The sequence below is a fragment of the bacterium genome (assembly GCA_018812485.1).
Lineage (GTDB): Bacteria > JAHJDO01 > JAHJDO01 > JAHJDO01 > JAHJDO01 > JAHJDO01.
This window is the reverse complement of the sequence record JAHJDO010000023.1, coordinates 1-20,613: the sequence shown is the minus strand read 5'-3', so window position 1 is coordinate 20,613 and position 20,613 is coordinate 1. Positions and strand designations below refer to the sequence as shown.

Below are 20,613 nucleotides of genomic sequence, written 5' to 3'. Positions count from 1 at the left end.
TCCTGATGAGAAAACTGGCATATCTGAAATCAGGTGCTGGTATGACAATAGGCTTATTGGTGTTCAAACAGCTAAAAATGAAGACCTAAATATTGTGCACTTTTAAACTTTAAACTGTGCACTTTTAAATTTTAGCTAACAGCAGATTTTACGCATGGAAGCTCCGCGTTTCCAGGCTGAATACGCAAATGCTTCTCGAGCTTCAACTAAGATTTTTTTCTTGGAAGGACACTGGATATCCTGCTGCGATACATCATAAGCTTTGCACATTTTAAAAAGCAATTCTCGTAGATTCTTATTAGATAGACCAACTGTAACACCTTTTATTTGCCTACTCACTACTGATTATCCTTTTCATATTCGCGCCTTAGATTCGTGTATAGTTATGGATAGACCTATTTATATGCTCAATAATATGCCTTCTATATTCATCCTTTATCTCTAAAAACTGCACCCCAAGTTCATAGCAACGCTCAACTCTAACATACTTTCTCCAAACTACTTTTCCTGTTGCCGTAATATTTATTTTGTCTTCTGGCAATACAATATCTAATTTGATAACAGCTAATTCTGGGATTGCAAGAGATGTTCTAAAACACACGCCTCCTTCCCCTATGTCTTTAAGCTTGCCTTTTATGCGTTCAAAAGCAAAATCTAACACATCGCATATCTTAATATATATTTCTGTATCTACGGGTAGTCTTATGTATTCTCTTTTATCTTTATAATAAATTTTATCCTTGTGTACACTATCCACCGCTACTGCTCTTTTTAGTTCCTGCCCTTCTTCATTAAATATTAAAGTGTATGAGCCTATGGATATTAAGTCTCCATTTCCCAAAACATACCCTTTTATTTTTTTTCTATTTACATATGTCCCATTTCTACTTAACATATCGTATAATACATATCCTTTTTCCCCTGGTCTTATTTTTGCATGCTTTCTTGATATAGTTTCATTTTCCAGAATTAATTGGTTATCATCATCTCTACCAATCCAAAATTCCTTTCTTGGGGTTATAAAAAATTCTCTGGCTTTTTCCTGTGCTTCGCTCACAATTAATCTTGCATTGGGCAGGGATGTATTTTTAAACTTGCCTGTGGGAATTTTAGATTCTTTTGTTTTCCTTTTGGCTGTTAGACAATTTCTAATCATAGTAAAAATTGCCTTGTAATAACTCGATAGTAATAAAACACCCACAAAAGCTGCACAAATGCCAAACATTATAAACCCGAATTTAAGGGGCTCGTCTTTTAGAATTCGCTCAATTTTGCTAATCGCAAAAGCATTCCTTGGAAAAAATAGGAATATAATAATTTGGGAGATGATTAAATTTAGACTCTTATTTTGCTCATGCTCAAAAAGCATACCAGCCCTTTTTTAGAGACTCTTTAGTCTATCTTTTTACTTTACTTAACTAAAACAGATTATACAAGAGGAATTTAATTCCCATGGTTGCTGATAAAAAAGCTAAATATGGGAAGAGGTAAGGGTTTTATTCTTGCCAAAGAGATTTTAATTTATTATAAAGTTTCTTGTGAAAGGTCAAACTAGTCCTCTTATATACATCACTCTCTTATTTATTGCAGGCATATTGCTTGAGACGTATTTGCATATTCCTCTATTATATAAAGCAATATGTGTCCTTTTTCTTCTCCCAGCAGGAATAATCTGTCTTAGAAAGAAAAGGATTTCCAATGTCATGGGCATAATCCTTCTTTACTGCCTAACGATCCCAATAAGCATGATGTATACTGAAATCTACTCATCTTTTCATCAACCAAACCTCCATGGTAGAGACGTTCAAATTAAGGGCATAATAATAAAAGACCCTGTAAACCGAAGATTCTATACAGATATTGTTATATCTCCTGAGCAAATTAAGGGGTTGCAAACCCCTAAGGGATTGATTCTTGTTAGAGTAAGCTCTTGTAATCTTAATTTTAAATACGGTGATAAAGTTCTGGTGTTTGGAAAACTTTCTCAGCCCTACTGGTCGGGGAATATAGGAACATTTAATTATAGAAAGTATCTGGAACGGCATCATACATATGGAGTAATGAAGATAAAAGATGCAGGGAATATAAAAATTATTGCCAGGAATGAGGGGAATTTTATTATTGGCAAAGCGCTTACTTTAAAGAACACGATAAAAATGATCAATAAACGAAGTTTGCCGGATCCTCAGGCTGCGATGCTGAACGGGATTCTGCTGGGCATGCGGGAGGATATACCACAACAGATTTTTGATATGTTCAGAAAGAGCGGCATAGTACATATTCTTGCAGTGTCAGGTCTTCATGTTGGCCTGATTCTTCTTATGTTCTGGGGATTTCTAAAATTATGCAGAGTTCCCAAAAAAGTTTCTGCACTTATCTTGATATTATTGGTTATATTGTATTGCATGGTTACAGGCATGCGGGATCCGATATTCCGCACAACTATAATGGCTTTAGCAGTATTGGTGGCTATTATAATCGACAGGGAGCAGAATCTTTATATCAGCATCTCATTAGCATGTCTTGTGCTTTTATTTATCAATCCATACAGCTTATTTAATGCTGGTTTTCAGCTCTCTTTTATAGCTACATTAGGAATTATTTGCCTTACTCCCATACTGAAAGAGGTAATGCCTCTTGAAAGAATTAAGTTAAAGCCCCGCTTTTTGTTTATTGCCTTTGCAGTATCTCTATCAGCCCAGATAAGCGTTATGCCGATAGTCGCATATCACTTTAACTACCTATCCTTATGGAGTGTTTTTACTAATATCTTAATACTTCCAATTGTTGCCTGTATATTGGCACTTGGATTGCTCGCATCTGTATTTGGGACACTATGGATTAAACTGGCCTATATCTTCAGTATGCCAAATTGGATTCTGCTGACAATACTATTAAGATTAATAGAAATTTTTTCATCAGTAAACTTCATGTATTTTGAGGTTCAAAAGCCATATATTACAGACATCATTGGATATTACACATTAATCGCATTTGCCCTATATTCACTTCATAACGGCATGAAAAACAGGAAGCTATTGTATATCCTTGCACTTGTTTTATTAATTCTATTTTTGTCTCCAAGGATAAAGGGCAATTCTATTGAGATTGTTTTTCCACATTCCCCAGATGGAGATATAGTGCTTATAAAGTTTCCTTGCAGAGGAACTAGAAATAAAATCATGCTTATAACCAGTGATAGCAATAAATTTAATAATGTTGAAAAAGTAATTCAACCACTTCTATGGACAAAACATATCTCAAAAATCGACTATCTGTTCTTGAATAGAGTAAGCGATGACCATCTTGGCGCAGTTGTTGATCTATCAAAGAATTTTGATATTAAACAAGTTCTAGATATTGCACAGTCCAAAAACTCGTTTACGTACAAGAACTTCCGCAACTTCATTGAACATAATGGACTTACATACAGAAATATCAAACATGAAGAATCCATCCTCGAGTCTTCAGAAATTAATTGCAGAATCTATAACAGCAATCTTAAGCTATGCATTGTGCCTGGCAACATAGAGCTTTTAATCACACCTGATTGTGTGCATATGCTTAGTATTCAGAATAGAAAGATCCTGATTTATCAACGCCCATCTCAAAAGTTTTCAAAACACAAGCCTTCTATCATAAAAAAGCATATGGATGATAAAGATATCTATTCTACAGACACACATGGAACGATTTCAATAAAAGTAAGACATAATAAAGTCAAGATACTATGTTCAAAAAAATCCAGCTAATAATCTTAACGGGTGCGCTTTTAAGCTTTATACCCTGTCATAAACACATTAGAGACAATAAAGTTGAAAGTTTTTTACTCAAAGATTATGATTCTATTTCCACATATTTTGGCCCAAAAGATAATCTAAGTGAGCAATTAATAAAATTGATAAATCTATCTGAAAAAAATGTCTATGGCGCATTCTATAATCTGGAGCTCATCAAGGTTGCTTCTGCTTTAATAGATGCGAAAAACAGAGGAGTAAAGGTGCATTTAGTAATGGATAAAGAAAGAATAAATGGTCCCGGATCTCAATATGCATTGTTATCCAAACATATTGATATAAAGGTTGCAAAACAGCCAAGAGGCCTTATGCATAATAAATTTTGTGTGTTCGATAATAAAATTGTATGGACAGGATCTTATAATCCTACTTACAATGGCACATATTACAATAACAATAACGTAGTTGTTATAAACTCAGAGGTGCTGGCAGAAGATTTTATAGGGGAATTCCGCAGGATCTCTGGCTCTTTGGATTATAAAGACCACAGACGACAGACCAGAGAGGAGGAAATAGTGGCCTTTTTCTCAAAAAAAGATAATTGCAAACAGAAGATAATTCAGCTGCTGAATAGTGCTGAGAAAAGTATCTATTTTGCAAGTTTCATTTTTACAGATAAAGACATAGCAAAAGTTATTATATCCAAACATAACAAAGGCATAAAAATAACAGGTGTGATGGAAAAAGGCATGGATAGTTTCTGGAACATGTTCAGCTTTTTCCGTCATGTAGACATTGATGTGAAATGGGACAGGAATTATTCTCATCAGATGCATCATAAAGTTTTTCTGATAGATAAAAGAATAATAATTACAGGCTCCTTTAATCCAACATTCAGCGCTCATAAACTGAATTGGGAGAATATAGTCGTTATACAGGATGCGGAATTAGCCGCACAGTTTATGGATGAGATAAAAAACCTTTGACAGAGCCGGTCTTGTGCCGTAGAATAAACGTCAGAATTAAGTGGAGAATTGATGTGAAAAAATACGCAGCTTTTTCTGTAATATTAATAATTTGTTTATCTATACTCGGATGTAAAAAAAGTGATATAGGAACGGCAGATTCAAGTAAGAAAATAGCAGAATTGAGAAGATCTACACAAAAAAGACAGGAAGAGAAAAAAGAAGAAACAAAGATTGAGATAGAATTTATAAGAATTACAAAAGCCTATGAATACGATTCTGCTCCTGCTTTTTCCCCGGATGGCACTGAAATAGCTTATGTATCGTATCAGGATGATGTGCAAAATATATGGATTGTAGATTCCGAAGGAAAAGAAGAACCAAAACGCATAACTAATACAGCAACACTGGACAATCGTCCAACCTGGAGCTATGACGGTAAGTCAATAATCTTTAGTTCTGCAAAGCTGAATGATAATGCAGAGCCTAAACTGTGTATGGTTAACAGTGATGGGGCTAATCTTCGACAACTAGGCAAAGGAGTACAGGGATATAACCCTTCATGTTCGCCAGTTAATGGACAAATTGTGTTTATCTCTCAGAATAATCTATGGATAATGAATGGGATAGATGATGAACAGCCTAAATACGTTACTACAAGAGGATATCACGATTATCCGTGCTGGATGGATAATGCTAAAAAGGTGCTTTTTTTCAGCGATAATGACTTGCACTCAATGAACATTGATAAAGAAGACAGCATATGTTTAACAAACACTGCATGGAATAGCTTCCCGAGTGTTTCATTAAAAACAAACAAGATAGCTTTTATATCTAATAGAAGTGGGAATTATGATCTTTGGATCATGAATAGTGATGGCACTAACCCAGTTCAGATTACAGATGACAAATATAATGAATTATATCCATGTTTTTCCTCTGATGGAGACAAAATTGTCTTTCAATCAGATAGAAGTGGAAACTTTGATATATGGGTAGCTAAGCTGCCTGAAAATATGTAAAAGAGGAGGTGATAATAATATGGTTATTGGAGCTAACGAAACTCAGCAGGAAGAGAAGAAAAAGCAGAATCCACTGGTAGTTGTAGGGCTTATCCTGGTTATTGTAGTTTGTGTGGGGTTTATGATAAAGACGCTTACGCCAAAAAAGTATCCTCGACCAATAGTGGCTTATGTCTGCGAAAGCTGTGATGCTCGCTTTAGGGCAGAATATCAGACTCCCCCTATTAAATGTTCTGAGTGTGGAGAGGAGAAGGCTGTCCGAGTGATAAAGTATCAGTGCGAAAAGTGCAAGCATATTTTTGAGCAAAGAATTCGTAGTATGGACGACGAAATGGCGATGGAAATGCCTAAATGCCCTAAATGCGGCAGTGATATGCTAATGCCTGTGCCTGTGCCTGAAGAAGTACCTGCGGAAAAGTGAAATAATACACGCATCCAAATGTAGGGGCATAATATCTTATGCCCCTATACATTAAATACCGAACCTTCTGTAAATTTCTTCAATATTTTTTAGGTGTGTTTTAATATTAAAACTTTCTTCTATTTCTTGCTTAGAGAGCATCTTCTGTATTTTCTTGTCTTTTAGTACTATTTCTTTGAGGTCTTTATATTCCCCGGCTGCTTTAGCTGCATCAGTCTGTACTATTTTATATGCAGACTCTCTGCTTAATCCTTTCTTTATTAGTTTCAATAGCACTGTTTGAGAGAAGATATTACCTCTAGTCTTGTCTATATTCTTTTTCATGTTTTCAGTATTTACTATAAGATTTTTCATTACGTCAGTAAATTTGGATAACATATAGTCCAGAGCAATTGTGCTATCAGGAATAATTATCCTTTCCACAGACGAGTGTGAAATATCTCTTTCATGCCATAAGGAGATATTTTCCATTGCAGGTATGGAATTAGCCCTGACTAATCTTGCTAACCCGCATATGCGTTCACAAATAATAGGATTTTTCTTGTGAGGCATAGCAGAAGAGCCCTTCTGTCCTTTTGCAAAAAACTCTTGCGCTTCGTTAACCTCTGTGCGTTGTAATGCTCTTATCTCAGTAGCAAATTTCTCCAGGGAGCTTGCAATCAAACCTAATGTTGTCATTAATTCTGCATGTCTATCTCTTTGTAATACTTGCGTTGATAAGGGAGATGGGGTAAGCCCAAGTTTTTTGCATACGTATTGTTCAACATATGGATCTATATTAGCATAAGTCCCTACTGCACCTGAGATTTTCCCATATTTTATTGTATTCTTTGCATGTTCAAGTCTATGTATATGCCTCCCAACTTCATCAAACCAGAGAAGCATCTTTAATCCAAATGTTATCGGCTCTGCATGTACACCATGAGATCTGCCAATCATGATAGTATTCTTGTGTTTTTTAGCTATCTTCTTAAGCACAGTCTCTAGGTTCTGCAAATCCTTCAAAAGCAAATCTACGGCTTGAGTCATATTGTAAGAAAGAGCAGTATCTAATATATCGGAAGAGGTAAGCCCCATATGAATGAAACGTGCATCTTTGCCTACTTTTTCAGATATAGATGTAAGAAAAGCGATTACGTCATGTTTTACTATCTTCTCTATTTGCTGAATCCTCTTTATATCAAACTTACTTTTGTGTTTTATCTTTTTCAAAGATTTTTCTGGTATATCACCAAGTTCACACAGAGCCTCACATGCAAGCAGTTCAATCTTGAGCCATGTATTAAACTTGTTCTCATCACTCCAGATTCTTTTCATTTCAGACAGAGAATATCTAGAAATCATCTAACTATCTCCTTTGGTATCCATTTTAGGACTGAATTTATTATATCTTGTTTTATCGGCAGTGTCTAATTAAAATTCCTATTATTTTGCATTTAAACCCCAACTTGAGTATAATCTGGATATGTCTTTTTTTAAACCAAATCTTCAGAACAAGCTTATCTTTTCTTTTATGTTAATGGCTCTTGTGCCTATTTTAATCTCAACCTTTGTAGCTACAAGAGTTATATCTGTGCAATTGGAAAAAGATATAAAGAGAAAAACCCATAGTGCAACAGATTTAATTACAGACAAAATAGATAACCTGGAAAATAGAGCTGCTCTAATTGGAGAAATTATACTCAGTAACTTTATGTTTATGCAAGCATTTAAACAGCAAGATGAAGGACAGATAATAAAACTTCTGGATATGCTGGAGAAGGAAATGCAAATTGACACAATACTCATTACAAATGAAAAAGGAGACCTCAAGTTCTCTTCCGGGAGTATTTCTCCAAATGTAATGAAACAAGCGAACAAAAAAAGAATGCTTGTGCTTTTAGAAAAGGACAACATAAAAAAATTAATTGCTGCTGTAGGATTGGAAATCAGGGAAAATGAAAAAGTAGTAGGTAAAATAGTGGCAGGCTATACTGTTAAAAAAGAAATCTTTCAGGATATAGAGAAGAAAATGGGAGTTGATATAGACCTGCTTTATGAGTCGCCTCAATATCCAAAAGCTATAAAGGACAGAGGGCGAGCAGTGCTCGGCATAGAAGAACTTATCAATAAAATATATAAACAAGGCACTGCTGAGTATAGAAAGGATATTTATCATAACAAGCTGCATTTTTATGGATTGTGCTCTCCGCTTATGAGCCCGAATAAAAAAGTCTTTGGAGCTGTATTTGTTGGCATACAAAAAACCTATGCATTTCAAACTGCTGTCGGGCAATTTCTTATAATATTAATATTTCTTGGAGTATTATTATCTGCAGTAATAGGCGTTCTGATAGCGCGAAGCATTTCTCATCCTTTGCGCAAATTTACATGGGGAATAAGAGCTGTGGCCAGAGGAGATCTTGAACATCAGATACAGATAAAGGCAAAAGGAGAAATAAAAGATCTGGCAAATGCTTTTAATGATATGATCCAACAGTTGCGCAGACTCAGGCACCTGGAGGAGGAGCTGCGCAGAAAGGACCGTCTTGCGGCGCTCGGCGAACTTGCTGCTGGAGTGGCTCACGAGATCAGAAATCCTTTGGTTATTATTAAAAACTCCGCACAAATACTGGGAAACAGATTCCAGGGGCAGAATGATAATAAGGAACTGACCCAATATATAATTGAAGAGACTGACAGGCTGAATAGAGTGGTAACATCGTTTCTTGATTTTGCACGTCCTCAAAAATCAAACCTTGAAATTAATCAAATTGCACCTATTATAGATAGAACCTTGCAAATGACAAATATGGAAATATCAAAAAACCACATTAAAGTATATAAGGATTTTCAAAAGAATTTACCTCCTGTGATGATCGATAGCGAACAAATGCATCAGGTATTTCTTAATCTTATTTTAAACGCTATTGGAGCAATGCCTAATGGCGGAAGGCTGGAAATAAAAACTGCTATCAGGAGAGATGATAGCCAGAATATGAAATTAATGGAGATAGCATTTAGAGATACAGGCTGTGGTATTTCCAAGGATGCAATGGACAAGGTGTTTAATCCTTTCTTTACAACAAAACCTGAGGGGACTGGTTTAGGCTTGGCTATTGCACATAAAATAATTGAGAATCATCATGGAGTTATTAAAGTAGAAAGTCAAGAGGGCAAGGGAAGTATTTTCTCTGTATGTATTCCCATTAATTCTGCATAAGGGGAACGACATGAATAAAGCAAGTGTGTTAATTGTGGATGATGAGCTAAAGATACGCCGAATCTTGCAAATTATGCTTGAAAACGAGAATTACAAAACTGAACAGGCTAAGGACGGAGTGGAAGCCTTGAAAAAAATGGAAACCGTAGACTTTGATCTCATTATTACAGATATGAAGATGCCTAATATGAATGGCATTGAACTATTAGAACAAATACAGAAAAGAAACAACACAGTGCCGGTAATCATAATGACAGCATATGGTACAATTCAGACTGCTGTAGAAGCAATGAAAAAGGGAGCATATGATTATATTCTTAAGCCATTTGATTTAGAAGAAATGAAGATCACTGTTGATAAGGCATATAAACTTACATTTTTGGAGAGAGAAAATAAATATTTAAAAGAAGAGCTGGAAGTCAAACATTCAGATAAAGTAATTGGAAAAGCCAGCAGAATGAAGAAGGTGTATAAGTTAGTAAAACAAGTTTCCGAGACAAAAGGTGCAGTATTAATATATGGGGAAAGTGGCACAGGAAAAGAACTTATAGCTAGAACAATTCATAACTGCAGTTCTAGAAAAGATGGACCTTTTATTGTTGCTAATTGTATTTCTCTCTCCGAAAAACTCCTAGAAAGTGAGCTGTTTGGGCACGAAAAGCAAGCCTTTTCGGAAGCAGAAGAGAGAAAGATTGGGAGACTTGAGTTAGCTAATAATGGAACGCTCTTTCTTAACGAATTAGGAGTTTTGTCTAAACAAGTCCAAGAGAGATTTCTCAGACTGCTTGAAAAAGAGACATTTGAGAGAGATGGAGGAACAAAGACAGTAACAGTGGATGTAAGGATCATTGCTGCAACAAACAGAAATCTACCTGCAGCCATAAAGGAATCTAGATTTAGTAAAGCACTCTATAATAAACTGTCAGATTCTTATATAATTCTACCACCACTGCTTGAAAGAAAGGGAGATATTCCATTCTTAATTCAGTATTTTACCCAGAAATTTTCTCAATCTACTGGGAAAAGAATTGATGGCATTTCACATACTGCAATGAATGCGCTCCTAAATTATAGTTGGCCGGGGAATGTGCGCGAGCTCAGGAATATCGTTGAAAGAGCTGTTGTCCTTGAGGGAAGTTCCATAATTGGACAAAAAAATCTGCCGTTTTATATTGCAACTTATGAAGAGGAAACATCCCAGCCAGAAAACAAAACTACATATATTGAAATAAAAAAAGAAGTTGTTGACGACTTTAGGAAAGAGTAGAATGTAATCTATGACTAATATATTAAACATGACCCTTGCGCAAATTGCCCGGCTTATAGATGGGAAGGTTGAAGGGGATCCCAGTATGGTTATAACTGGAATTTCTGGTATAAAAGAAGCAAAAAAAGGAGACATAACATTTCTAGCAAACGCTCGTTATTATCCTCTCTTGAGAACTACCAAAGCTTCAGCAATCATTGTTGATAAAAAGATGGATAAAAATGGAAGGCCTGTAATACGTACAGATAATCCGTATATCGGATTTGTTAAGATAATGGAATATCTACAAATAAACAAGGAAATTCCCTTACCAGGGATTCATAAGACTGCTGTTATAGGCAAGAATGCTAAACTGGGAAAGAATATTACTATAGAGGCACATGCTGTTTTAGACAATGACGTACAAATAGGAGACAACACTGTTATTTTCCCTGGAGTCTTCATAGGTAACGGCGCCAGGATAGGCGCTAATACATTAATCTACGCAAATGTAAGTATAAGAGAAAGAGTAGTAATAGGCAGCAATGTAATAATCCACAACGGCGCAGTGATTGGAAGCGATGGATTTGGTTTCACGCCGATCAAAGGAGTTTTTAATAAGAAGGTTCCACAGCTTGGCACAGTAATTGTTGAAGATGATGTTGAAATTGGAGCTAATGTTACTATTGATAGAGCTACAGCCGGAAGAACGCGAATTGGCAGGGGGACTAAGATTGATAATCTTGTTCAAATTGCACATAATGTAGACATTGGCGAGCATTGTGTGATTATTGCTCAAGTTGGCATATCAGGATCCGTAACACTAGGAAATAAGGTCACTATTGCAGGACAAGCCGGACTTGCAGGACATATAAAAATTGGTGATAATGCAATAATAACTGCACAATCTGCAGTAACTAAAAACATCGGTCCTGACATGTGTGTAGCCGGTTACCCAGCTATCCCGCTCAAAGAAGAGCAAAAGATTAAAGCGTATCGAAATCGCCTGCCGGAAATATACAAGACCATTCAAGAGCTTTCTCAAAAAGTAAAAGCCTTAGAGAAAAAGCTTGGTTAATTGATGGGCCTTAATTTAATTAAAATCCTTCCTGAACATGTTTCCAATAAAATTGCAGCAGGTGAGATTGTCTTAAGGCCTGCATCAGCAGTAAAAGAACTCATAGAAAATTCTATAGATGCCGGAGCAACAAGAATTGTAATAAATATCAAAGCTGGCGGACAAAAATTAATAGAGGTAATTGATAATGGAACAGGAATGGGGGCTGATGATGCTGTACTTGCTTTAGAGCGTTTCTCAACAAGTAAAATTAGTAGTGTCAATGATATCTTCCAAATAAATACACTCGGTTTTAGAGGGGAGGCTTTGCCTAGTATGGCCTCGGTTTCAAGATTGGAACTTATAACCAAATCCAAGGACAGTCCTTTTGGTTTTTTCATAAAAACAGTTGGAGGTAAAATAATAAAATCTCACCAGACAGGACGGGCTGATGGAACAACAGTGAGGATTGAGGATTTGTTTTTTAACACACTTCCCAGACGCAAGTTTCTAAAATCAGAGGCTACAGAGATGTCGCATATCCTGAATGCTATAACATTCGAAGCGCTCGCTAGGCCTGATATATTTTTTAAACTTGTTCATGATAGACGTGAACTTATTAATATAGGACCGTCTAATAATCTCTTAAAAAGAATAACATCCCTTTTTGGAGAACAAATATCAAATAATCTGCTGCCCATAGAAGGAGGAAATGACCTTTTAAATATCTATGGATTTATTTCCAAACCAGAAGAAACACGTGCCAATAGAAACAGCCAGCTGATATTCATAAACAAACGCTGTGCTCATAATAAATCTATATCTCACAGCATATACGAAGCCTATCGTACACTGGTGCCAAGAGGTAGATTTCCAGTAGCGTTCATTTTTATAGATACACCCCCTGCTGCTATTGATGTGAATATTCATCCTACAAAGGATGAAGTAAAATTCTTTAAGGAGAAGATTGTTCATGAATTAATTGGGGAGGCAATAAAACAAGCACTAAGCACACATGATTTAAGCCCTGGATTATTCAACATCCAAACTTCAAAAGCTTCAGAGAAAAATCAGGAGAGCGAAATTAAAGAAGCAATTGGAAAGTATATATATAAACAAAAAATGCAAGAACGAGTGCCTGAATTTGATTTTTTAAAGGAAAAGAAAATCGGTTCCAACGAAATAGAGAAACAAAAATTTGAAATTCCTCCAAAGTATATACAGGTTTTTGAAACATATATAATCACTCAGCTTAACGGGCATGTTGTAATTATTGATCAACATGCTGCTCATGAACGCATTGTTTATGAGAAATTAACTAAAGACCTCTCTCTTTCTAAGGTAGAATCGCAAGGGCTTTTAATTGATGAAACTCTTGACCTTAATTATAGACAGGCAGTAGTATTTGAGAAATATCTGGACTATTTTAAATCCCTTGGTTTTCAAATAGAACCTTTTGGAAAGAACAGTTTCTCCATACGCTCAGTACCAGCACTTTTAAAAGATGCTAATACCCCGCAGGTGATTTCTGATGTTCTGGATGAGCTTATAGAAAGTGAGAAAGCTAAAAAGATTGGAGATTTGACAGAAGAGATAATCAAGTTAATAGCCTGTCATAGCGCCATCAGAGCAGGTGCTAGGCTCAAGGAAGAAGAGATAGAATCCCTTCTGAGACAACTATCCAGTTCAGAGAATAAATATACCTGCCCACATGGAAGACCTACAATGATCAAGCTCTCTAAATATGAATTAGAAAAGAAGTTCAAGAGGGCTTAATCAAGCTTTGGATATTCAAAACAAAGACAATGCAGCGCTTCTTCATCTTCTTCTATTTCAGGGAATCTGCCTATTGGTTCAAGGAAGTGATTATCTGTCTTATCGTCATTTACTTTTGAGACCTCTCCCATAAGAACCTTCCCTCTGCCATTTTCTGCATAGAAAGTGTGATATAACCTTTGTGGTAAGGCTATACTCTCTCCCTGAGTAAGTGTTATTATTTCTCCAGGAGAAAATTGTTTTATAACTCCATCCAAAGAAACCCTAACAGGTGCATTCCTGTCTAATTGCTTATCATCAGTGGAATTGTACAGTTTAAGTAAAATATTACCTCCCCCTCTATTTATAATATCTTCCATTTTCTTAGAATGAAAGTGCATTGGGGTTTCCTGGTTCTCTTCAACAATCATTATTTTTTCTGCGTATGGTTTTGTATATTTCGGATTGCTGTCGTTCCCATTTCTAAGTGTAAATAAAACAAGCCCAAACTTGCTGAAGTCTCCTTTCCCAAAATCTGTAATATCCCATCCCAGCAGATTATCTCTTATCTCATCTGTCTCATGTCTTTTAGTTTCCCAATCCTTCGGTGTCCAGAATGCAAAAGGAGGAAGGTAAAATTTCCTCCCTTCTAGAAATTTGATTGTATCTTTCAAGATTCTGTTAACTTCTGATCTTTTCATCGCAATTCTCCTTAAAGTAATTTAAATTTTTATTACACACAATATCTTCCAGATTCTTATTATCATTAATGCCTGGAACAACAGGTATGCTGATCCACATTGGACATTTTTTCTCAGCTATCCTTTTTGTCTTCTCCAGTACTATTTTATTCGCAAAACCTGTTTGCTCTCTATGTTTTTATCATCAATCTGTTTCAACAAGGTCTAGATATTTTAATAGTTCTAATAACTTGGGAGAGACACTTACTCTATGGAACCCATTATACTTAAGGTCATTAAGAAGCTCAATAAGAAATGTAACACCACAATTTATATTGCAAATGAGCAGGATTTATATTATGCTTAAAATTCGATAGGAGAAAATTTAATTTTACCGATGGAAAATAGAGATAAACAAGTAGGTCTAAAGAGTTTCATAATAGGTGCGTTACTGTGTTTTCTCGTCCCTGTAATGGCGCACTACTCCATAGATGTTGTTCATGGCTCTTATCTGGCAATAGACTTCATGCCTGCAGGAGCAATATTCCTGTTTTTCATTCTTGTAGGCGGCATAGCGGTTATACTTAAATTGATAAGTAAGAGAATAGCCCTTAATTCCTCAGAGCTCCTGGTAATATACATCATGATGCTTGTAGCCTCTTCAGTAGCCACAATGGGGCTTGGCGCACAGTTATTTCCGATAATCACAGCGCCGTTTTACTTTGCAACCCCGACAAATAGATGGGCAGAGTTAATACAACCACATATAAAAAGCTGGATGGTGCCGCAGGGCAAAGAGGTAATAAGGCAGTTCTATGAAGGCATGCCAAAGGGAGCGAGTATACCCTGGTCAGCATGGATCAAGCCAATATGTTTCTGGATGATATTCCTTATGTCCCTATATATGGTAATGATAACAATAGTGGTGATATTAAGAAAACAATGGGTAGAGAAGGAGAGATTGATATATCCGTTAGCGCAATTATCTATGGATATGGTGAAGGATGAAAACGGTTCCATAATAAGACCATTCTTTAAGAGCAGGATAATGTGGCTCGGATTTGCCATTCCGTTCACAATCAGTGCAATAAATGGTTTCCATGACTATTTTCACTTCATACCTAAGATAAACCTCGTTGATAGTATTCCAATATTTCGTAACACAATGAATATGCAATTCAGGGTAAGCTTCCCAATGATAGGGTACGCATATTTTATCAACATGCAGTTAGCGTTCAGTTTATGGTTTTTATGCCTTTTATCAATAGTGATAAAAGGAATCTGTAACATTACAGGATTCGGATTTCAGGAGAAATTAAGTTGTTATGGAATACAAGGTTCTCCGATGTTATATCATCAACAGACTGGAGGAGTTATAGTATTGGTATTAACAGGTTTATGGATGGCAAGAGAGCATCTTAAGGATGTATTTGGTAAAGCATTTGGGCGAAGAAAAGATGTAGACGACACAAGTGAGATACTCTCCTACAAAGCATCAGTATGCTCGCTCTTGATAGGGTTAATTGTAATGGGGACATGGCTGTACTTCAGTGGCATGCCACTGATAACAGTTCCCGTATTCATGTTTTTTGCGCTGGTATTGTTTTTAGGTTTAACAAGGATAGTGGCAGAGGGAGGGCTAGCATGTGTAGTAGCGCCGTCAATAGCGCCTTCTCTTGCAGTATCAGGACTTGGAACATCCATATTTGGAGCTGGGGGCATGGTAAGTCTTGCGTTCACATATGTATGGGGATCAGACCTGAGAACGTTTGTGATGGCAGCAACAGCACACAGCTTGAAGATAATAGAGGTAATAAAGACAAACAGAAGAAAGCTTTTCTGGTTTATATTAGCGGCTCTCGTAATAGGTCTTGTCTCTACATTCTGGATAGCGTTGAAACTAGCTTACACACATGGAGGAATAAACCTGAATTCATGGTTCTTTGTCGGTGGGCCACAATGGCCATACCAGTATGCGGCAGATAAGATGCTGCATCCAACAGGAGTGAACTGGATGGGCTGGCTGCATACAGCAATAGGCGGAGGATTTATGGCGTTTCTGATGTTTATGAGATACAGGCTTCTGTGGTGGCCCATTCATCCTGTTGCATACCCCATAAGCGCTGTGTGGATAATGGAAGCTCTGTGGTTCAGCATATTCATTACATGGATAATAAAATCAGTACTCACAAGATACGGAGGGAATAAGGTGTACAAGGCTTCGAGACCGTTCTTCCTGGGACTGATCCTGGGGCAGCTGGTTGCCGCAGGGCTCTGGTTTGTTATTGACCTGATAACAGGACATACTGGAAATCAAGTATTCTGGATGTAGGACTACTTCGCAAATTACTAATACATCTTTGGTCGGGGCGAGAGGATTTGAACCTCCGGCCTCCTGCTCCCAAGGCAGGCGCGCTAAACCAAGCTGCGCTACGCCCCGTATGCCTTTTGATAAAAGATCAGCGTATACTATCAAAGACAATTACATAGGTCAATTAAAAATGACAACTGGAGTTTTGATTGTATTAACCATCTTCTAATGCTAGAATTCTTGCAGTTAATTTCAAAGAAAAGAGGGGAGGCTGATAAAAGCATGAAAAAGATTGTATCAATATTTGTATTTTGCCTATTTTTGTTTATTCAGTACTCCTATGCTTCTGCTGAGAATAAAGATCAAAATATATCTGCAGAAATAAAGGTAAATATAGACGGGGAAGAGAAGACTATTAAATTTACCAAAGAAGAAATAGAACAGCAAAAGATAGACTCTAATAAAGCACTTAAAGAAATAAAGGCTAAAGAATCACATTATTATTCCAGGTGGAAACGTTCCCAGAAAAAAGATAAAAATGGTAAAGATATATGGATAAGATATGAAATCTATCAGGGGAAATATCCTTATTCCAGTTCTGATGACACATTTGGAAGCAATATAGGCAGCCAGCGATCTCATGTATCATTTTCAGTCGGCGATAGAGTTAAATATGTTGGTTCTAAAAAGGGGCTTGTAGGTGAAAAAGGCACTGTGATCAAAAACATGGATAAATACGGAACTTCAAATTACAGCAGAAAAATACAGGTAAGATTCGACAACAGAGGAAAAAAGACATTGGGGTCTGTAGACTTAGAGAAGGTTGAATAAATTTAAAATTTTATTTAACTAGCGCTTCTACCTCTTTTGATGGAGGAACATCTAGCTCCCATCTCTTTATTTCTTTGCCATCTTTTTCCACCAATGTTGTTGGAATGTTATCCACATTGTAGAACGCGCCTTCTGCTAATCCATCAACTGTGTCCATATCATAGAAAGACATATTAACCTGATTAGATACATTCCATTTTGGCAGAAAAAATTCCAGTTTGTTTTTTGTAGTCTTACACTTTGCACAGTTGGGCTTGCCAAATACTTTTATACTTGTACTCTCTGCCATAATACATGTCCCCCCTTCAAGCTATTTTATATTGCCCTTTTTGCCTATCCCTTAATTCGCCAAGCTTTGATTTATTCCAGTTATTTACCCTGCTGAAATATCCAACGATTCTTGTTATACCATACACATCCATACTAGCGCAATTACCGCATACATCAACTAAACCACGCGTAGTCTTTTTACAACTATTACAGATTGTAAATTCAGGAGATATAGCTAGCTGTGCAGCCTTTGTATTATAAAAAGTCTTCTTAACAAGATTGAATATGCTTTCAGGAGAAGGCTTTTGCTCCCCAATAAATGCATGCAGGATAGCACCTGATTCTATCATTGTATGAAACTTCGCCTGCTTTTCTATTCTTTCCACCAAACCTATAGGAGCGTCTGCGCGGAAATGAATAGAATTAGTATAATAGTATTCATCCTGAGCCATATTGCCTTTTACTACACTCTTACTTTCAGGATATTCTCTCATATCCACCTTTGCAAGACGTCTTGCTGCACTCTCTGCAGGTGACTCTTCGAGCGCAACTCTTAATCCGTGTTTTTGCTCATATTTCTTAGTAGTCAGGTTCATAAAGGAAATTATTTTGAGCCCCAATCTGTATGTCTGGTCATCTTCATGAAGCTCCTTTCCCGTTAAATACTGAACACATTCATTAAGACCTATAATACCAATTATATAAGTAGCCTCATCCAGATCAACATACCGCCTTCCATCCTTTGCCTTTTTACCAATCTGCCATAATGGCATAGTTTTATCCTTCATAAGAGATGCAATAAACTTTTTCTTTTGTGTGTGAGCTATCATAGCTAAATCCATTGCATGTTCAATTTCCTTATAAATGCTATCCACATTACCTTTGCCGGCTCTGTAGGCTGCTTGCGGCAGATTTATTGTAACATTCTGAAATCCACAAAAACGCATGCTTTCAGGATGCTTTATCATATAATCATCTTTTATATGGGTTCTCAGACGACAGCAGGCGCTGAGTGTAACCTCATCCCTATCAAACACAAAGTAGGGAGTCCCGTTTTCACTTGCTATTTTACACGCATATTTAACAAGCTCAAGCTGGTTTGTGTCATTGAATGTATCCTCACTTATATGCAGATCCATTTTAGGAAATGCAAATACATTCCCATAGCGGTCCCCGGATCTCCATACATCCATCATTGCCTTACTAAATTTCTGAGCCCATGGTTCATACTCTGCATAAGTCTTGCCTGTGTATTCTCCCTTTGGTCCTATGGCTTCAATATTTTTTAGATATCCAGGAATACCTGTATGAATATTAAAGTCCAAAAATAATGTTTGTCCTCCGCGGCTGAATGCATTTTGGCTGGCGCTAAAGATCAGATACTGCGCCTCCTGGCGCATTTCTTTCTCGCTCATTCCAACAACATATGGGGCATAGAAGATATTTATATATCCAACACCCAGAGCTCCAGCATAATAAGCCTGCATGGATGCTAAAAATGTATTTAAGTGTCCTGTCAGGGTTCTGGCGTGAGAAGCCGGAGCTGAAGAGGTGTCTAAATTTACTAATTCAAGTCCATACTTTTTTATGTATTCCAGAGAATGAGAGGAGCAATATACCCTTGTAGGATATCCAAGATCGTGCAAATGGATTATTCCTTTAAGATGCGCTTCGGCAATGTCCGGACTAAATATCTTCCGCAAAGCATATTGCTTTAAAGTACTCTCTGCAATTGTTAAGTTTATCGCTTCCGGATTATTAACAGCAATATTGGAATTCTCATTACTTTTAGAAAAAATAAGCTGCTCTATGTCAAATATTGGCATTCCCAATACCTGCTGCTTTGAAAGTTTTTGTTTATATCCATTGATAAACAGCTCATTATCCACCAGCTCTCTTATAAGGGATGTAGAAATCTGTGTAAGACCAGATGTAAAGATGTTTTCTTCAACAGACGTGGCTATTTTGTCTGCTATTGACTGAGAGACACCGGCCTCTTTTACAAGAGCCATTGATATTTTCGCTTTATTCCATGGGAGAATTTCGTCAGCAGTAATAGTTGACACAAAAAGAGATAGATCCGTGGTTGTTGCTTTTGCTTTCTTCTCCTTTCTAACCTGAAGCATTTCCCGCAAGCGGCTGCGCTCATTTCTATAGAGGATATACGCCTTAGATGTTTTAGCATGCCCTGTTTCAATAAGCACTTTCTCTACAATATCCTGAATTTCTTCTATTTCCGGGATCTTATCTCTGAAGTTTTGCTCAAGATATGAAGTTATAGCATTGGTTAATTCCTCAGCTACTGCTTTATCCTGTCCGCCAACAGCTGTTGCAGCCTTAAAAATAGCCTGCATAATCTTATTTTTATCAAACGGAACTACTCTGCCATCCCTTTTTCTAACTGAGGTAAGTGCGCGTGTATTTGCCATCTTTAACATCCCCTATTTTTGATTATAGTCTTTGCCTGGTCCAGGAAATCTCCTATATCCTCAAATTGACGATATACTGAAGCGAATCTTACATATGCAACTGCGTCCAAATCATGCAGCTTTTTCATAACCAGTTCACCTATTTCTTCTGAGGCAACTTCCTTATTCATGTCATTCCAGAGTTTTCTCTCTATGCCATTTACTATCTGCTCCAAAACCTCCATGCTTATAGGTCTTTTTTCACAGGCTGTTACAATGCCATTTAGAAGTTTCTCCCTGTCAAACTCCTCTCTGCGATTATCTTTTTTAACAACCATAATTGGAATCAACTCTATTTTTTCATAAGTAGTAAATCTCTTTGCGCATTTCAAGCACTCTCTTCTTCGTCTTATAACATTGTTTTCTTTGCTTTCCCTGGAATCAATTACCTTGTCTTCCTGATGAGCGCAGAATGGACACTTCATTTAAAATAATACCCTATATTGTGTAGAGGAAAATATAACACCCAACATATAGGGTGTCAAGACAAAAAAAATTCACCACTCCCTACCAAAAATTAACAATTTCACTTACAATATTTCTTGCCAGATTTTCAATAGCCTCACCTGCAGCTGCTTTCTCCGACATTCCTAATCTGCCAGAAGTATAATAAGCAATACTACCTTCAATAGTTTGAGTCCAGATAAT

17 protein-coding genes and 1 tRNA gene are annotated in these 20,613 nt (G+C 36.7%); 10 read left to right on the top strand and 8 right to left on the bottom strand.

Annotation, left to right across the window (positions count from 1 at the left end; translation table 11 throughout):
• Positions 1-135 precede the first annotated feature (135 nt).
• Together KKC91_01665 and KKC91_01660 are read right to left on the bottom strand one after the other, a co-directional pair.
• Positions 136-339 carry a hypothetical protein gene (locus KKC91_01665; GenBank protein ID MBU0477263.1) on the bottom strand — a complete coding sequence of 68 codons (204 nt, stop codon included), beginning with the start codon at positions 337-339 and terminating at the stop codon, positions 136-138.
• Between the two features lie 28 nt (positions 340-367).
• Complete coding sequence (locus KKC91_01660; GenBank protein MBU0477262.1) at positions 368-1,156, bottom strand: FHA domain-containing protein; 789 nt, start codon at positions 1,154-1,156, stop codon at positions 368-370.
• Positions 1,157-1,538: 382 nt separating this feature from the next.
• On the opposite strand from KKC91_01660, the gene KKC91_01655 reads away from it, so the two are divergent.
• The 4 genes from KKC91_01655 to KKC91_01640 are packed head-to-tail and all read left to right on the top strand — an operon-like array spanning position 1,539 to position 6,145.
• Complete coding sequence (locus tag KKC91_01655; GenBank protein MBU0477261.1) at positions 1,539-3,752, top strand: ComEC/Rec2 family competence protein; 2,214 nt, start codon at positions 1,539-1,541, stop codon at positions 3,750-3,752.
• Positions 3,731-4,723: a hypothetical protein gene (locus tag KKC91_01650; GenBank protein ID MBU0477260.1), complete on the top strand. Its 993-nt coding sequence runs from the start codon at positions 3,731-3,733 to the stop codon at positions 4,721-4,723. Before KKC91_01655 ends, KKC91_01650 begins: the two co-directional genes overlap by 22 nt.
• A 53-nt stretch (positions 4,724-4,776) precedes the next feature.
• Positions 4,777-5,724: a hypothetical protein gene (locus tag KKC91_01645; protein MBU0477259.1), complete on the top strand. Its 948-nt coding sequence runs from the start codon at positions 4,777-4,779 to the stop codon at positions 5,722-5,724.
• A 19-nt stretch (positions 5,725-5,743) separates the two neighbouring features.
• Entirely contained in the window at positions 5,744-6,145 is a 402-nt protein-coding gene (locus KKC91_01640; protein ID MBU0477258.1) for a hypothetical protein, read from the top strand.
• 51 nt (positions 6,146-6,196) lie between these two features.
• On the opposite strand, the gene KKC91_01635 is transcribed toward KKC91_01640, so the two are convergent.
• Positions 6,197-7,489, bottom strand: coding sequence for an adenylosuccinate lyase (locus KKC91_01635; GenBank protein MBU0477257.1), 1,293 nt, complete (start codon positions 7,487-7,489; stop codon positions 6,197-6,199).
• Between the two features lie 121 nt (positions 7,490-7,610).
• On the opposite strand from KKC91_01635, the gene KKC91_01630 reads away from it, so the two are divergent.
• The 4 genes from KKC91_01630 to mutL are packed head-to-tail and all read left to right on the top strand — an operon-like array spanning position 7,611 to position 13,426.
• Entirely contained in the window at positions 7,611-9,347 is a 1,737-nt protein-coding gene (locus KKC91_01630; GenBank protein ID MBU0477256.1) for a HAMP domain-containing protein, read from the top strand.
• 10 nt (positions 9,348-9,357) lie between these two features.
• On the top strand, positions 9,358-10,614 hold the full coding sequence (locus KKC91_01625) for a sigma-54 dependent transcriptional regulator (GenBank protein MBU0477255.1): 1,257 nt from the start codon (positions 9,358-9,360) through the stop codon (positions 10,612-10,614).
• Between the two features lie 10 nt (positions 10,615-10,624).
• Complete coding sequence (lpxD, locus tag KKC91_01620; GenBank protein MBU0477254.1) at positions 10,625-11,671, top strand: UDP-3-O-(3-hydroxymyristoyl)glucosamine N-acyltransferase; 1,047 nt, start codon at positions 10,625-10,627, stop codon at positions 11,669-11,671.
• A gap of 3 nt (positions 11,672-11,674) precedes the next feature.
• Positions 11,675-13,426 carry a DNA mismatch repair endonuclease MutL gene (gene mutL / locus KKC91_01615; GenBank protein ID MBU0477253.1) on the top strand — a complete coding sequence of 584 codons (1,752 nt, stop codon included), beginning with the start codon at positions 11,675-11,677 and terminating at the stop codon, positions 13,424-13,426.
• Here the strand turns inward: mutL and KKC91_01610 are convergent.
• Complete coding sequence (locus KKC91_01610; protein MBU0477252.1) at positions 13,423-14,106, bottom strand: D-lyxose/D-mannose family sugar isomerase; 684 nt, start codon at positions 14,104-14,106, stop codon at positions 13,423-13,425. The two genes, mutL and KKC91_01610, sit on opposite strands and share 4 nt — an antisense overlap.
• 376 nt (positions 14,107-14,482) lie before the next feature.
• Here KKC91_01610 and KKC91_01605 point away from each other — a divergent pair, with 376 nt between their 5' ends.
• Complete coding sequence (locus KKC91_01605) at positions 14,483-16,417, top strand: hypothetical protein (protein MBU0477251.1); 1,935 nt, start codon at positions 14,483-14,485, stop codon at positions 16,415-16,417.
• Positions 16,418-16,446: 29 nt separating this feature from the next.
• Here the strand turns inward: KKC91_01605 and KKC91_01600 are convergent.
• A tRNA-Pro gene (locus KKC91_01600) sits at positions 16,447-16,525 on the bottom strand.
• A gap of 153 nt (positions 16,526-16,678) precedes the next feature.
• Here KKC91_01600 and KKC91_01595 point away from each other — a divergent pair.
• The gene (locus KKC91_01595; GenBank protein MBU0477250.1) at positions 16,679-17,227 is read left to right on the top strand and encodes a hypothetical protein; all 549 of its coding nucleotides are present in this window, start codon (positions 16,679-16,681) and stop codon (positions 17,225-17,227) included.
• Between the two features lie 10 nt (positions 17,228-17,237).
• Here the strand turns inward: KKC91_01595 and KKC91_01590 are convergent, their stop codons facing one another.
• Genes KKC91_01590 through nrdR form a run of 3 tightly spaced genes read right to left on the bottom strand, consistent with a single transcriptional unit; the run spans position 17,238 to position 20,390 of the window.
• Complete coding sequence (locus KKC91_01590; protein ID MBU0477249.1) at positions 17,238-17,516, bottom strand: hypothetical protein; 279 nt, start codon at positions 17,514-17,516, stop codon at positions 17,238-17,240.
• Between the two features lie 16 nt (positions 17,517-17,532).
• Positions 17,533-19,926 (bottom strand): anaerobic ribonucleoside-triphosphate reductase, encoded by a 2,394-nt coding sequence (gene nrdD, locus KKC91_01585; GenBank protein MBU0477248.1) that lies wholly within the window; start codon positions 19,924-19,926, stop codon positions 17,533-17,535.
• 2 nt (positions 19,927-19,928) lie between these two features.
• A complete protein-coding gene (gene nrdR, locus KKC91_01580) occupies positions 19,929-20,390 on the bottom strand; it encodes a transcriptional regulator NrdR (protein MBU0477247.1) in 462 nt (153 codons plus the stop codon).
• Positions 20,391-20,613 lie beyond the last annotated feature (223 nt).